Annotated in this window: 10 protein-coding genes; 2 read left to right on the forward strand and 8 right to left on the reverse strand. The window is 42.2% G+C overall.

The annotated features are described in order from the left end of the window. Positions 1–179: 179 nt before the first annotated feature. From VM932_RS14660 to VM932_RS14680, 5 genes are all read right to left on the reverse strand, one after another. A complete protein-coding gene (locus VM932_RS14660; protein ID WP_326279689.1) occupies positions 180–1,985 on the reverse strand; it encodes an acyl-CoA dehydrogenase family protein in 1,806 nt (601 codons plus the stop codon). A 41-nt stretch (positions 1,986–2,026) separates the two neighbouring features. Further along, complete coding sequence (locus VM932_RS14665; RefSeq protein ID WP_326279691.1) at positions 2,027–2,356, reverse strand: four helix bundle protein; 330 nt, start codon at positions 2,354–2,356, stop codon at positions 2,027–2,029. A 61-nt stretch (positions 2,357–2,417) separates the two neighbouring features. Further along, positions 2,418–3,608, reverse strand: coding sequence for an acetyl-CoA C-acyltransferase (locus tag VM932_RS14670; RefSeq protein ID WP_326279693.1), 1,191 nt, complete (start codon positions 3,606–3,608; stop codon positions 2,418–2,420). Positions 3,609–3,686: 78 nt separating this feature from the next. Continuing rightward, complete coding sequence (locus VM932_RS14675) at positions 3,687–6,092, reverse strand: 3-hydroxyacyl-CoA dehydrogenase/enoyl-CoA hydratase family protein (protein ID WP_326279695.1); 2,406 nt, start codon at positions 6,090–6,092, stop codon at positions 3,687–3,689. A gap of 15 nt (positions 6,093–6,107) precedes the next feature. Next, positions 6,108–6,557 carry a MarR family winged helix-turn-helix transcriptional regulator gene (locus VM932_RS14680; protein ID WP_326279697.1) on the reverse strand — a complete coding sequence of 150 codons (450 nt, stop codon included), beginning with the start codon at positions 6,555–6,557 and terminating at the stop codon, positions 6,108–6,110. 200 nt (positions 6,558–6,757) lie between these two features. On the opposite strand from VM932_RS14680, the gene VM932_RS14685 reads away from it, so the two are divergent. Beyond that, positions 6,758–7,012 carry a hypothetical protein gene (locus VM932_RS14685; protein ID WP_326279698.1) on the forward strand — a complete coding sequence of 85 codons (255 nt, stop codon included), beginning with the start codon at positions 6,758–6,760 and terminating at the stop codon, positions 7,010–7,012. Between the two features lie 575 nt (positions 7,013–7,587). Here the strand turns inward: VM932_RS14685 and VM932_RS14690 are convergent. Then, complete coding sequence (locus tag VM932_RS14690; RefSeq protein ID WP_326279700.1) at positions 7,588–9,357, reverse strand: AMP-dependent synthetase/ligase; 1,770 nt, start codon at positions 9,355–9,357, stop codon at positions 7,588–7,590. Positions 9,358–9,484: 127 nt separating this feature from the next. Continuing rightward, positions 9,485–13,177: a phosphoribosylformylglycinamidine synthase gene (gene purL, locus VM932_RS14695; RefSeq protein ID WP_326279702.1), complete on the reverse strand. Its 3,693-nt coding sequence runs from the start codon at positions 13,175–13,177 to the stop codon at positions 9,485–9,487. A gap of 555 nt (positions 13,178–13,732) precedes the next feature. Here purL and VM932_RS14700 point away from each other — a divergent pair. Beyond that, on the forward strand, positions 13,733–15,325 hold the full coding sequence (locus VM932_RS14700; protein WP_326279703.1) for a zinc-binding metallopeptidase family protein: 1,593 nt from the start codon (positions 13,733–13,735) through the stop codon (positions 15,323–15,325). 280 nt (positions 15,326–15,605) lie between these two features. Here VM932_RS14700 and VM932_RS14705 read toward each other — a convergent pair whose 3' ends face one another. Beyond that, the gene (locus VM932_RS14705) at positions 15,606–16,508 is read right to left on the reverse strand and encodes a helix-turn-helix domain-containing protein (RefSeq protein WP_326279705.1); all 903 of its coding nucleotides are present in this window, start codon (positions 16,506–16,508) and stop codon (positions 15,606–15,608) included. Between the last annotated feature and the right edge of the window lie 8 nt (positions 16,509–16,516).

Here is a 16,516-nt window from a genome sequence, read left to right on the forward strand (position 1 = left end):
TCTTCTTGCTAATTGATTATTTTTCAAAGCGTAAAATTTCAATTTGGTCTCTACTCCCTGTCCGTCCGGCAATCGGGCACTACCTAACATAAATACATCAAGAAAAGTGGGTGATAAAAAACGCCCCGGTCGGGGCGTTTTCAAATCCAAGCGGGTTTTTATCCCAACACATATTTGAATTAGTCAAAGGTATACCCGTTGTCTGCAGCGACTTTATCAGCAATTTGCGTCCTAAGTTTCACCACATTGGGTTGGTTTGTATACTTGGTAAAGCGTTTAAGTCCCATCAACATCATACGTTGTTCATCACCTTCGGCAAAGGAAACAATACCTTCCTTTGCTTTTTGTTGGATAATGTCAACGGCCCTGTACAAATACAATTTGGTCATGGCTATTTGTGTTGCTTGGGCTCCTTCACCAAAGCGTTTTGCATTTTTCTCCGTTCTTAGGATAGCTGATTCTGCCATATAAATTTGAATCAAGATATCGGAAGCGGCCATCAACAACATTTGATGTTTTTCCAAGTCGGGTCCGAATTTTTGAACGGCACTACCAGCAACCATCAAGAATACTTTTTTCAATCGGATTAATAAGTCTTTTTCTTCTGATAGTAATTCAGAGTAATCAGGTATATCAAAAGATGGTATGCCCAACAATTCTTCACCTACGGCAGTAGCTGGACCTAAAAGATCTACATGGCCTTTCATGGCTTTTTTAACCAACATGCCTACGGAAAGCATACGGTTGATTTCGTTCGTGCCTTCATAAATTCTGGAAATACGGGCATCTCTCCAAGCAGATTCCATTGGGGTATCGGCACTAAAGCCCATTCCTCCAAAAATTTGGATGCCTTCGTCCGTGGTATGCTGTACATGTTCAGATACGGCCACTTTCAAAATAGAGCACTCAATCGCATATTCTTCAACACCTTTAAGCTCTGCTTCTTGGTGTGAATTTCCATTGGCTTCGCGAATGACGATTCTATCCTCGATATTTTTGGCGGCACGGTAACAAGCAGCTTCGTCCACATAAGCATTGGTGGCCATGTCGGCAATCTTTGCTTTAATGGCGCCAAAGTTTATAATCGGAGTTTTAAACTGAACGCGCTCGTTGGCATATTTTGTAGCTTCGTTGATTACGCGGCGTTGCGCCTCTAAACAGGCAGCAGCCAATTTGATCCTGCCCACATTTAAGGCATTCATGGCTATTTTAAATCCATTGCCTCTTTCAGAAAGCATATTTTCAACAGGCACCTTGGTTTCGCTGAAGAATACCTGCCGGGTAGAGGAGGAGTGGATACCCAATTTTTTTTCCTCATCACCAAGACTGATTCCATTTCCCGGATCGTTCTCCACAATGAACCCGGTAATATTTTTATCGTTTTCGATTCTGGCAAAAACAATGAACAGGTTACAGAAACCAGCGTTTGAAATCCACATTTTCTGTCCTGTGATGCTGTAATATTTGCCATCATCGGAAAGGACGGCCTTTGTTTTACCTGAGTTTGCATCGGAACCCGCTCCTGGCTCAGTCAAACAATAAGCTCCGAACCATTCGCCTGTGGCCAATCTGGGAACATATTTTTGTTTTTGCTCTTCAGTTCCATATAATGTAATGGGCAAGGTTCCAATTCCGGTATGTGCTCCAAATGCTGTACTAAAAGATCCCGTAGCACCTGAAATGTAATCACAGACCAACATAGTGGAAACAAACCCCATTCCCATACCGCCATAAGCTTCAGGAACTGCCACACTCAGCAAGCCAAGTTCACCAGCCTTTTTCATACATTCTTCGGTATAGGCATAGTCTTTTTTCTCAAAACGTTCCCAATGTGCCCAAAGCTCGCGGTCTACAAATTCCTTGGTGCTTTCGCGCATCATTTTTTGTTCTTCGTTGAGGTCTTCAAGGGTGAACACGTCCTCACATTTGGTCTCTTTGACCAAGAATTGACCTCCTCTCAGTATGTCTTTTTCTTTTGTTTCCATTTTTGATTATGATTAAAGAAGATAGAAAATAGATGAAAGACTTATTCCAATCGGTTTTGAAACCCCATGGTCATTTTTTGCCATTCTTCAATTTTATCTTCAAGTGTATTTAAAATTTCGGTGTTAATATATTTTCGGTGTTTTGCAATCAAAAGTTGTATGCCGAGTTCAAAAGAGGACCCTAATGCAATATCTATGAAGTACTTAAAAGATTTATCTGTTCTAGATAATCCTTCAGCAACATTACTAGGCATTGAAACTGTGCATCTACTTATCTGGGAACTTAGGTCATATCGTTGATGTTTTGGAAAATTGAGGAGCAAATCGGAAATGTCGTTGGCTATTTCCAATCCGAGCAACCAAATTTTCATTTTTTATAATTGTGCCTTTTCATCGAAGATGTCTCTTTTCTCTAATCTCTTTTCTTCTATTTTAGGAAAGAAATTCAAATATCCCTGCGGCACCTTGCCCGGTGCCTACGCACATGGTGACCATACCGTATTTGCCTTTCATGTCTCGCTTTCTCATCTCATCAAAAAGCTGAACCGATAGTTTGGCGCCTGTACATCCCAGTGGGTGCCCCAGTGCAATAGCTCCTCCGTTTACGTTTACAATGTCTTGGTTTAGGCCAAGTTCCCTGATAACGGCCAACGATTGCGATGCAAAGGCTTCGTTTAACTCAATAAGGTCTATTTGGTCCTGTTTCATTCCGGCTTGTTTCAATGCTTTTGGAATGGCTTTTACAGGGCCAATTCCCATGATTCGTGGTTCTACCCCTGCCGCGGCATAGTTTACCAATCGTGCAATGGGTTCCAAGTTGAGTTCTTTCACCATTTCTTCGCTCATTACCATAACAAAAGCGGCACCATCACTCATTTGTGATGAATTTCCAGCGGTAACGCTCCCACCTTCGGCAAAAACAGGCCTAAGTTTGTTCAAAGTTGGGATGTTGGTGCCTTTTCTCGGCCCTTCATCTTTATTGACGGTGTAATTTTTTGTTTCCTTTTTACCAGCTTCGTTCACAAAGGTGTGCTCTACTTCAATAGGAACAATTTGGTCTTGAAAGCGACCTTCTTCTTGTGCTTTTAACGCTTTCATGTGCGAATTGTAGGCAAACTCGTCTTGGTCCTCGCGAGATACCTTGAACTGTTTGGCAACCGCTTCGGCTGTTAGGCCCATTCCCCAATAATAGTCTTCGTGCCCTTCTTTGGCCGTGGCGTAATCTGGCGTTGGTTTGTAACCTCCCATGGGGATGTAGCTCATGCTCTCCGCACCACCGGCTATGATGCAATCTGCCATTCCCGATTGTATTTTGGCTGTTGCAATACCAATCGTCTCCAGTCCGGATGCGCAATAGCGATTTACGGTCACCCCGGGCACATCGTCAATATCCAGTCCCATTAGTGAGATAAGCCTAGCCATGTTCAAGCCTTGCTCGGCCTCGGGCATGGCATTCCCAACAATAACGTCATCAATACGTTTTTTGTCCAATTGGGGAAGCTCTTTCATCATGTGTTCTATGGTTTCGGCAGCCAGTTCATCAGGTCGCTTAAACCGGAACAGTCCTTTGGGTGCTTTGCCTACGGCTGTTCTGTATGCTTTTACTATGTATGCTGTTTTCATTTTTTCTTTTTGATTTTTAGATTCAAGAACCAAGAGTCAGGATTTTGGGTCTTGGCTCTTTTGTCTTGATTCTTGTGTCTAGTTCCTCAACGGTTTTCCTGTTTTCAACATATGCTGAATACGTTCCAAAGTCTTTCTTTCGGTACAAAGGGATAGAAATGCTTCTCTTTCCAAGTCCAAAAGATATTGTTCGCTTACCATTGTGGCTTCCGAAAGGTCGCCCCCGGCCATAACATAGGCCAATTTATCGGCAATCTTTTTGTCGTGTTCAGAAATATAGTGACCAGCTTCCATGGAATCCGTTCCTACCAAGAACATACCCAAGGCCTGTTTTCCAAGTACTTTTACATCTTTTCGCTTCACAGGCTTAGTGTAACCCGCATCTGCCATAAGTTTAGCATAGGCTTTTGCTGTTGCAATCTGACGGTCTTTGTTGACGACCACTACATCTTTTCCTTTTTGCAAAATGCCCAAATCAAAGGCTTCATAAGCCGATGTGGACACTTTGGCCATTCCGATGGTGAGAAAATACTCTTGAAGCACATTGAGCTCCACATCATTTTTTCTGAAAATATCCGAAGCGCGAAGCGCCATTTCTTTGGAACCACCACCGCCGGGGATTACCCCAACGCCAAACTCCACCAAACCGATATAGGTTTCGGCAGCGGCCACAACTTTATCCGCATGAAGTGAAAGTTCACATCCACCCCCAAGTGCCATACCGTGCGGTGCAGCTACGGTTGGAATAGAGGAATATCGCATCCGCATCATCGTGTCCTGGAACATTTTGATGGCCATGTTCAGCTCATCATATTCTTGTTCCACCGCCATCATGAAAATCATTCCGATATTGGCGCCAACAGAGAAATTGGCAGCTTGGTTACCTATGACCAATCCTGCAAAATCTTTTTCGGCTAGGTCAACGGCCTTGTTCAATCCTGCCAACACATCGCCGCCAATGGTGTTCATTTTGGATTGGAATTCACAGTTTAGGATTCCATCACCCAAATCTTCGATAACAACACCACTGTTTTTGAAAACTTCTTTGGTTTTTCTGATGTTGTCCAAAATGATGAATGCATCCTGACCCGGAACTTTTTCCATAGCCTTTTTAGGAATATCATAGAAGTAAGTGTTACCTTCTTTTATGGTATAGAAGGTATCAATTCCTGCATTTTTCATTTCAGCGATCCAAGGCGCGGCTTCCAAACCTTCAGCCTTGATGAATTCAAGACCTTTATCCAGTCCAACGGCATCCCAAATTTGGAAGGGGCCGTGTTCCCAGCCAAAACCAGCCTTCATGGCATCATCTATCTTGTACAATTCATCCGTGATTTCTGGAATACGGTGGGTGACGTAGGCGAAAAGTGCCCCAAAACTTTTCCGATAGAACGCTCCGGCTTTATCTTTTCCATCTACCAAAACGGGAAAACGGTCAATTACCTTATCAATGGTTTTGGTGAGTTCTAAAGTGGCAAATTTTGCACTCTTTTTGGAACGGTAATCCATGGTGTCCAAATCCAAGGTCAAGATTTCACTTTTACCATCATCCCCTTTGATTTTTTTATAGAAACCTTGTCCAGATTTGCTGCCCAACCACTTATTGGCCATCATGGTTTGGATAAAGTCGGGCAACTGGAACAGTTTGTGGCGTTCATCGTCTTTACAGTTTTCACTGATTCCATTGGCTACGTGCACAAGGGTATCCAACCCTACCACATCCACGGTACGGAAGGTAGCGGATTTAGGCCGTCCAATAACGGGGCCTGTCAATTTATCGACTTCTTCGACCGTCATCTCCATTTCTTTTACGGCATGGAAAAGGCTTTGGATACTGAAAATTCCGATTCTGTTTCCGATAAAGGCGGGCGTGTCTTTAGCAACAACCGATGTTTTCCCCAAGAACTGCTCGCCATATCCGTTTAGGAACTCCAGAACCTCTTTGGAGGTTTTTGGTCCCGGAATGATTTCAAAAAGTTTGAGGTAACGTGCGGGGTTAAAAAAGTGGGTTCCACAAAAATGCTTTTGGAAATCTTCACTTCTTTCTACGCTCATAAACCGAATAGGTATTCCAGAAGTGTTGGAAGTGATGAGTGTTCCCGGTGTGCGGTGTTTGTCCAAATTCTCAAACACTCGTTTTTTGATGTCCAAGCGTTCCACGACCACTTCTATGATCCAATCTACGTCGGCCACTTTGGAAATATCATCTTCTAGGTTTCCAGTGGTGATGCGGTCAGCAAAGCTTTTGTGATAAATAGGGGAGGGTTTGGATTTAAGGGCAGAAGCAAGGGATTCGTTCACCAAGCGATTGCGGACCGTTTTGTCTTCCAAGGTAAGTCCTTGCGCCTTTTCCTTATCGGTAAGTTCACGGGGGACTATATCCAATAATAGAACCTCAACCCCAATATTCGCAAAATGGCATGCAATGCCACTTCCCATAATTCCGGAACCGATTACGGCAACTTTGTTTATATGCCTTTTCATGTGCGAGTTTGTAATTTAGTTATTAGTTGTTTTTGAATAGATTTTTTTATCTGTAATAAGTTTATTGATAGTTTCAATGATTCTAAAGAAGCCCAACAAATCTTCTTGAGAGGTATGTTCTTTTACGACTTCGTTGAAACGCAGTACTACTTCTTTGGACTCCTTTCGTTTTTCCAAACCCAGCGGGGTAAGATAAATCAGAACGCCGCGCCCATCTCTTGGGTTACGTTTACGTTGTATGTAGCCTTTTTGCTCAATATTTTTTAAGATCCTTGACAAACTAGTTGCTTCCATCCCCATTTTGGGCCCCAATGTGGTACTTGGTGTACCTCCTTTGGGGTCAATGCTCAGTAAGGTAAATCCAATGGCCATTGTAAGCCCATAGTTTTTAGCTTCCTCATTGTACATTTTGCTAACAGCCTGCCAAGTGGCCCTTAGGGCGTAATCAATGGTCAAATCTTTCATGGAACAGGTTTGGTGTTCTCAAATATATAAAAAATTTATTATGCATGCATAATAAATTTGAGTTAAGTATCTATGTTTTTTTATCAAAAAATGAGAAGAATACTTCATACATCAATTCAAATGGGGCATAGGTCAGATCGTAGTTAAAATGACAGCATGAATGGATATTGTGAAAATCCCTATTTACCAAAATATTTATTATGAATATCAAAAATCTATTATGTGCGATTATTTCGCTTGCGTTGCTATGGTCGTGTGGTAAGGACGATAGCTCGGAATCACCCAAGAACAACGCTCCTAAAATTGAGGCACAAAGCTTTACGGGTGCTGAAGATATTATGGATAGGGATGAAATACGAAAAATAATAGCCACGGATAAGGATAATGATGACCTTTATTTTTCTATCATAGAAAATGATAACGGACTTTTTCTCTTTCATCTGAAGGTAATTTAGCATTATCAAAAGGAAAGACTCTTGATTACGAATCGGTAATAGAACACACAATTAAAGTAAGGGTAACCGATGGTATTGATAAAATAGATGGCCAAATAAAGATAAAAGGTTTAAATGTTGATCACGCCTTGGCTGAAGATGAAAACTCCTTTGTTACCTTATGGAATATAACCGAAGAGAATTTTGATATTACCATTAGATATTGATGTTGGTGTGTCAGGACTAAAATATTGTTTTGAAAGCGAAGCGACAGCAGCACGTGAAACCTTGGTCAACGATTTCGGTTTGATTTTAATGGCGATATAGGTATTGCTTGCAATTAATCACAACATTATACTTTAACAAAAAAACCAACGGATTTCCGTTGGTTTTTTTGCTTTAACTCAAAGTTAATAAATTCTTCAATAACTATTGGGACAATCAGAATGACAATCAAATTTTGAATACAACTAATTGTTCATTTCCAATTACATGAGATTTCTCGACTGCTCCTTCGACTGCGCTCAGGATGACAGCTCGGAATGATGACAGATTATGGGTCATTGCCAATTGCTCATTGTAAATTGAACATTGGCTTAGTGCCCGTAGATATCATTGTACAGATCTAGGTACATTTCCTTTACCGGCTTCCGTTTCAATTTCATGGTGGGGGTGAGGTGGCCATCTTCCACACTCCAAACATCTGGGGTAAGTCTAAACTGTTTCACTTTTTCCCATTTGGCGAACTCTTGGTTAGCCCAATCCACTTCTTCCTGCATACGGGCGATTACCTTTTCGTTTTTGACCAATTCATCATTTGATTCCAAGTCAATATTATGTCGTTTTGCCCATTCCTTTACAAATTCAAAATTGGGCTGAATCAAGGCTGCCGGCATTTTTTCACCTTCGCCCACAACCATGATTTGTTCTATAAATCGGGATTGTTTAAAACGGTTTTCCAATAATTGTGGCGCCACGTATTTTCCGCCAGAGGTTTTGAACATCTCTTTTTTACGGTCGGTAATGCGCAAAAAGCCCTCTGCATCCACTTCTCCAATATCCCCGGTATGGAAATAAGCCCCTGTCATTACTTCTGCGGTTTTTTCCGGGTCTTTGTAGTAGCCCATCATTACATTGGGGCCTTTACAAAGAATTTCCCCGTCCTCGGCAATTTTCACTTCTACGTTATCAATCATTTTCCCAACAGTGCCAATTTTCCACCCTTTGTTTCGTTGGTCGTTAACTGCAATTACGGGCGAAGTCTCTGTAAGTCCGTATCCTTCCATTACGGGCATATCTGCTGCGGCAAAAATCCTGGCAAGCCTTGGCTGAAGTGCGGCACTGCCGGAAACCATCACAGATAGATTGCCGCCGAGACCTTCTTTCCATTTGCTAAATATCAATTTACGGGCAAGCCCAAGTTTTTTCTCGTACCACCAGCCGTTTGCTCCGTAAGGCTCAAATTTGAGTCCTACTTCCACAGCCCAGAAAAAGAGTTTCTTTTTGATTCCTGTGAGTGCAGCTCCCTTGGCAATAATGGCGTCATAGACTTTTTCAAGCAATCGAGGAACAACACTCATGACATGGGGTTTCACCTCTTTCACGTTATCACTGATTTTGTCCAGCCCTTCCGCAAAATAAATTTCTACACCACAATATTGGTAGAGGTAAAGAATCATACGTTCAAAAATGTGGCAGACAGGCAAAAAACTCAGGGCAGTTCCACCCGTTTCAAAAGGAACCCTAACTTGGCTATCGACCACGTTGGAAACTATATTGTTGTGAGATAGCATAACCCCTTTTGGTCTACCAGTAGTGCCAGAGGTGTATATAAGGGTAGCTAAGTCATCAGGTTTTACGGCATCTTTTAACTTTTCGACCTTGTCTTGGTTGGATGTATCGGCTCCAAATTCCAAGACCTCTCTCCAGTTTTTGCAATTATCCAGTTCATCAAAGGAATAAATTTCTTCCAGCTTGTCAATTTTTGAGCTTATAGACAAGACCTTTTCCAATACCTCACTACAAGAAACAAAACAATATTTTGCTTCGGAGTGGTTCAGGACATACTCGTAATCTTCTTCGGAAATGGTAGGGTAAATGGGTACGTTCTGTGCTCCAATTTGAAGAATTCCAATATCAACAATATTCCATTCCGTGCGGTTGGTCATGGAAATCACAGCAATTTTGTCGTTAGGCTTAACGCCCATACGAAGTAAGGCCCTGCTCACGGCATTGGCTTTGTCAATGTACTGTTGTGTGGATGTAGCTATCCATTTACCGTCACTTTTGGTGACCAATGATTTTTCTATGGGGTATTTTTCAAGTTGATAGTATGGGAAATCAAATAATCGGGTAACCGTCTGCATAGTTAGTTATATGTTAAGCGATTGCAAATTAGCAAATCAGACCTTAACAGTGAAACAGATTTAACAATTAGATAAGGTAAATTTTGAAAAATCCCCAAATAATAACCTCCAAGCAGGGTGAATTATACTAATCTTCCAAATTTTCCAACCATTCCCGTGCATTCACAAATGCCTGTAGCCAAGGCGACACTTCATCGGTTCTATTCTTTGGATAGTGCGCCCAGTTCCAAGGGAACGTAGAACGCTCTATATGCGGCATGGTCACTAAATGTCGACCTGTTTTATCGCAAAGCATGGCTGTATTGAAATCACTTCCGTTTGGATTGGCCGGATAGCTCTCGTAACCGTATTTGGCCACAATATGATATTGGTCCTCGGTATGTGGAAGACTAAATTTGCCTTCACCATGACTTATCCAAACCCCGAGCGTGGTTCCTGCCATGTTGGAAAGCATCACAGAATTGTTCTCTTGAATTTTAACCGAAGTAAAATTACTCTCGTGCTTGTTGGAGTCGTTATAGGTCAATCTTCCGTGAGTTTCATGTTCTGGGTTGATGAGGTCCAACTCCATGAACAATTGGCAACCATTACAAATCCCTACGGATAAAGTGTCTGGTCTGGCAAAGAAATCTTTTAAGGCTTTGTTGGCTTTTTCGTTGTACTTAAAGGCTCCGGCCCATCCTTTGGCACTTCCCAAAACATCGGAATTGGAGAAACCACCAACGGCACCGATAAACTGTATGTCCTCCAAGGTTTCCCTGCCTGTAATAAGGTCGGTCATGTGTACATCTTTTACATCAAAACCAGCCAAGTACATGGCATTGGCCATTTCACGTTCGGAATTGCTTCCCTTTTCGCGTAAAATGGCTGCTTTTGGTCTATCATAACCTCTCGACTGCGCTCGCGGTGACAGTTTCCCGTCAAAATTTTTAGGGAAAATATAGTGCAACGGTTGTTTCGTGTAGTTGTCATATCGGTCTTTGGCCAAACCATTTGCGGTCTGTATGTTGTCCAATAGATAGGATGTTTTGAACCAAATATCACGCAGAGATTTGATGTTCAAACCAATTTGAATACCGTTGTTTTTGATTTCCAAGGTGTTTTCTGATGTTGGAGTACCAATTTTGGCAAAATTGACACCTGATGCTGTCATCACTTTTTCTACAGAGGCATCCTTGGCTTGGAACACCACCCCAATATTTTCAGAGAACAGTAATTTGATGATATCCTGTTCGCCCAACACTGATAAATCCAATTTGGCACCCAAATCGTTGTCTGCGAAGCAGAGTTCCAAAAGGGTCGTAATCAAACCACCTGAAGCTACATCATGTCCGGCCAAAATTTGATTGTTCTTGATGAGTTCCTGCAATGTGTTGAAAACAGTTTTAAGGTACTCAGCGTCCAAAACAGAAGGAGCTTCGTCCCCAATACCATTCAAGATTTGAGCAAAGGAAGAACCACCTAACTTGTGAGTATCCTTAGATATGTTGATGTAATAGATACCCCCACCATCTTTTTGCAAAACTGGCTCCACTACTTGGTTGATATTGTTGCAATTGGCAGCTGCTGAAATAATTACGGTTCCAGGTGACAATACTTCACCGTCCTTATATTTTTGTTTCATGGAAAGTGAATCCTTTCCCGTGGGCACATTGATGCCCAAATCTATAGCAAACTCCGACAAAGACTCCACGGCTTTGTACAAACGGGCATCCTCTCCTTCATTTCTACAAGGCCACATCCAGTTTGCGGAGAGTGACACGGATTTCAAACCATCTTTCAACGGTGCCCAAACAATGTTGGTCAACGATTCCGCTACGCTGTTTCTACTACCGGCAACAGGGTCAATCAAAGCCGAAATGGGGGAGTGGCCAATACTGGTGGCAATACCTTCTTTTCCTTTAAAATCGAGTGCCATTACACCACAGTTGTTCAAAGGCAATTGCAATATGCCAGCACACTGTTGCTTTGCAACGCGTCCGCCAACACAACGGTCCACCTTGTTGGTCAACCAATCCTTGCAGGCCACGGCTTCCAATTGCAGCACTTGCTCTAAATAATCGTGGAAATGCTCCAAAGAATACGAAAGGGCAGGATATTTCTGCTGGGCCGTTTTGTCGGCCATAATAGTTTTGGGAGAACTTCCGAACATATCGGAAAGCTCCAGGTTCATTGGGGTTTCACCAGTTTTACCCGAAGTGAATTTAAAGGTGTGGTCGCCTGTGACTTCCCCTACGTTGTACATGGGTGAACGCTCACGTGCCGAAACACGGTTCAACAAATCCAAATCCTTTTCACCGATAATTAATCCCATACGTTCTTGGGATTCATTTCCTATTAATTCTTTTTTGGAAAGCGTAGGGTCTCCTAAGGGTAGCTTATCCGTATCAATAGTTCCACCCGTTTCTTCAACCAATTCAGACAGACAGTTCAAGTGTCCACCTGCTCCGTGATCGTGAATGGAAACAATAGGGTTGTCATGACTTTCAAACAGACCACGTACGGCGTTTGAAGCTCTTTTCTGCATTTCTGGGTTGGAACGCTGCACGGCATTCAGTTCAATTGCGGAGCTAAATTCACCAGTATCTGCACTGGATACGGCAGCACCTCCCATCCCAATGCGGTAGTTGTCCCCACCTAGAACAACTATTCTGTCTCCTTTCTTGGGCGTATCTTTCAAAGCTTGGTCGGTTTTACCATAACCAATACCTCCGGCCATCATAATCACCTTGTCGAAGCCAAGTTTTCGTGCTTCTTCCTCATGTTCAAAGGTGAGAACTGAGCCGGCAATTAAAGGTTGACCGAATTTATTTCCAAAATCAGATGCTCCATTGGATGCTTTTATCAAAATATCCATTGGCGTTTGATATAGCCAATCCCGTTCTTTCATTCCTTTTTCCCACGGCCTGCCCTGAGCGGAGTCGAACGGGTCTTCCAATCGCGAGTAGGAGGTCATATACACAGCGGTTCCTGCCAAAGGCAAGGATCCTTTTCCACCTGCCAAACGGTCCCTGATTTCTCCACCAGAACCCGTAGCGGCTCCGTTGAACGGCTCCACAGTGGTTGGGAAGTTGTGGGTTTCCGCTTTTAGGGATAGCACGGAATCAATCTCTTTTTCTTCATAAAAGTCGGGCTTATCCGCACTTTTGGGAGCAAACTGAACCGCTTTAGGCCCTTTTATAAAGGCAACATTGTCCTTATAGGCAGAAACAATATCGTTTGGATTGGCCTCGGATGTTTTTTTGATCAATTTGAATAGGGAAGAGGGCATTTCCTTGCCATCAATCACAAAAGTTCCATTAAAAATTTTGTGTCTGCAATGCTCTGAATTCACCTGACTGAAACCAAACACTTCGGAATCCGTCAACTTACGATTCAACTTTTTGGAAAGTTCTTCCAAATATTCAACCTCTTCATCGCTAAGGGCCAGACCTTCTTTTTGGTTGTACGCAGCAATGTTATCAATCTCTTGGATAGCTTCTGGGACAATATTGATGGTAAAAATATCTTGTCCCAACGCGCTGTACTTTTGGGACAGCATGGGGTCAAAATAGGTGAAATTTTCCGTAACTGCGTGGAATTCCTCAATACGGATAATCCCAGTGATGCCCATATTTTGGGTGATTTCGGTAGCGTTTGTGCTCCAAGGCGTAATCATGGCAGCACGTGGCCCAACAAAAAAGGCGTCGATAGACGCCGCTTCAATCTTAGGCTGGTTGCCAAACAACCATGTCAGTTTATTAATGTTTTCCTGAGTGATTTCCTGAGCGGATTGGACGGCAAAAACCTTGGTCGCCTTGTCCCCAAAAAAATGGATCATACAATCTTTGCGTTGAACGGTTTAAGAAAGTGCAAATTTACGATTTTGGAACGTAATTCATCCTACTGAAAAGGTGTTTTGTTAACTAAACAATGTTGATAGTGTATTTGTCAATTGTAGAGGGGCATCCTTCAATTCACCAGATTGTGTGGAGAGCATTCATATATATTTGGTGGAGTTTTAAACAATCACTTGGATGGAATGGTAAAAAAGAACAAATTATAGGAATCAAGCACTTGTAATTGTATTTCTAATTGTGCTCCTTATTTTGATTGAGGTGTTCATGGATGATTGGAGTTGGAATTGGATTAATTTTTTAGGCACCTAATAAGAAATATTGTAAGGAACATGTTTTGATTGGATTTTTATACCTGATAAACAAAGGTAGGGCAAACAGCTTTATATTTTTTGTGGGCTCATTCTGGTTTTGCTTAAAATTCTGTTGAATGATTTTGTCAATTCACAAAAAAAAGGTAGGTCAAATGCCTTTGGGCATAGTAAATTAAGCAACTTTTCCTATCTTGGAAGAAATATAGCTAACTCAAAACCAACCTTATGAAAACTACCAACATCCTATTGTGCGGGATTATGCTTTTTACAGGAGTAACTTCTTCGATTGCACAAAAAAAATACTCAAAAAGTCAAATTAAAAAATTCAAGGCCGAAGTAGAAGCCTTAGTGGAAGCCAATAAAAAGCAGACACAGGTAATGGTGGACAAAATTTTCAGTTTTGCCGAACTGGGATTCCAAGAAGAGGAAAGTTCTAAATACCTTACTGGCATTTTGGAAGATAACGGTTTTACCGTTGAACATTCTGTTTCCAATATTCCAACATCATGGTTTGCAACATGGAGTAATGGGGAAGGTCCCGTTATTGCTTTAGGGAGTGATGTGGATTGTATTCCCAAAGCATCACAGTATCCTGGCGTAGCATATCATAAACCTATTGTGGAAGGAGCGCCAGGACATGGAGAAGGCCATAATGCAGGAATACCGTTAAATATTACTTCTGCATTAGCTGTTAAAGAAGTGATGGAGAAAGAAGGCATTGGAGGAACATTGATTCTTTGGCCAGGAATTGCCGAGGAATTGGTTGCAGCCAAAGCCTGGTATGTAAGAGATGGCCTTTTTGATGATATTGATATGTGCATTTTTACCCATGTGAGCAGTAACCTGAGCGTTTCATGGGGTCCTACTCGGGGAACTGGCCTTATTTCTGTGGAATATATGTTTGAAGGTGAAGCGGCACATTCCGCCGGAGCACCTTGGAGGGGACGTAGTGCCTTGGATGCCGCGGAACTTATGAATGTGGGATGGAATTACAAGAGAGAACACCTTCACCCGCTGAAGCGTTCCCATTCCATTTTTACCGATGCCGGGGACCAGCCCAATGTAGTGCCATCCAAAGCTGCTATTTGGTTCTATTTTAGGGACGTTACCTACGAAGGTATTATGGAAATGTATGCAGAGGCCAACGATATTGCCAAAGGCGCTGCAATGATGACAGGAACCAAAATGACTTCCCGTGTGTTGGGTACCGCATGGCCAAGACACTTTAACAAGGTGATTGCAGAGACCATGTATGAAAATATCAAAGAAATTGGTCTACCTACATGGTCGGATGCAGACCAAAAGCTGGCCAAGGCCGTGCAAACGGAAATGAAATCCAAAAGAATAGAAGGATTGCCCACAGAATTGTCCGAATTAGGACTTCCTGTTTTGGAACCTGTGAGTGGAGGTTCTGACGATATTGGAGATATTTCTTGGAAAGTACCTACGGTAACCATGCGTTTTCCGTCCAACATCCCAGGACTACCAGGGCATCACTGGGCCAATGCCATTGCTATGGCGACCCCGATTGCGCACAAAGGGGCTACAGCGGGCGCAAAAGCAGAAGCTATGACCATTATGGATTTCTTGTTAAAACCTGAATTGTTGACCCAGGCTTGGGACTACTTCAATAATGAACAGACCAAGGAAACCAAGTACGAGCCCATGATTTCTGCAGATGATATGCCACCAACGTTCTTGAACAAGGACAAGCAGGATATGTTTAGGCCAGCCTTGGAGAAGTATTATTATGATGAAACCAAATACGATAGCTATTTGGAGCAGTTAGGGGTAGAATATCCAACGGTGAAGGAATAATTCGATATGTCAGTCTGAGCGGAGTTCAGAACTTAAACCTATCTCGACTTCGCTCGATGTGACAAAGTTTCATTTTTAAGCGTCATGCTGAACCGGTTTCAGCATCCCATCCAATTGGGTTTGGATTCCGCATCAAGTGCGGAATGACAGTTTTAGACCTTTTTCATCGTATCATTCCTAATCCATAGCTTGTTTGACACGAATGACACGAATTTTCTCGAATACAACATCTCGCCTGTCCCGTCATTATGGTAGGGACGGGCGCTCGATGTAGCGGTGTTCAATTGAAAGAGGTGCGGAAGGCCATTGGTGATTGCTTTGTTTTACTTTTAAAGAGTTTGCTAAAGGATTGGGAATGCTCAAACCCGAGGGTAAAAGCAATTTCACTTACTGAAAGTTTTGTGGTTGACAATTTCTCTTTGGCTTCCTCTATCAATTTTTCATGAATGTGCTGTTGGGTGGTTTGTCCGGTCAACACCTTGAGAAGACCGCTTAAATAGTTTGAGGATACATTCAATGTGCTTGCTACATATTGGACTGTAGGAATTCCCTTGTTGATGACCTCCTCACCATCGAAATACGTGTTAAGGAGCTCCTCTAGCCGAACTAATATCTCGTTATTGTTGATTTTTCTTGTGATGAACTGTCTTTGGTAATACCGTTCTGCATAATTGAGCAATAATTCGATTTGGGCAATAATGATGTTCTGACTGAATTTGTCAATGTTGCATTGATACTCTTGTTGAATGTTCAACAATATTTCGGTGATGGTCTTTTCTTCCTTCTCGGATAGAAAAAGAGCCTCATTGATGGCATAACCAAAAAAATCATAATTCTTGATGGTTCTTGCCAATGGGGTATGCCATAAAAAATCAGGATGTATGAGCAATAACCATCCCGAGGCTTTTATTTTGGAAGGTAATAATTCAAACTGAAGAACCTGTTTTGGGCCAATAAAAGTCAGTAACCCTTCATCAAAATCATATTCCTGCTGGCCGTATCGGACTTTGGCTTGAATGTCCCGTTTCAACCCAATAGAATAAAAGTTTTGCATCCAATGGATTTCACTTTCGGTGGTTTTGTATTCCACTTGGCTATAATCTATAAGGCTCACCAAGGGGTGCTCGGGTTTAGGGAGGTCGCAAAACTTATGGAATTCGCTGAGTGTATTGAATGTGTGCATATACTTAT

The sequence above is a fragment of the Flagellimonas halotolerans genome (genome assembly GCF_035818535.1).
In the GTDB taxonomy this organism is placed as follows: Bacteria; Bacteroidota; Bacteroidia; order Flavobacteriales; family Flavobacteriaceae; genus Flagellimonas; species Flagellimonas halotolerans.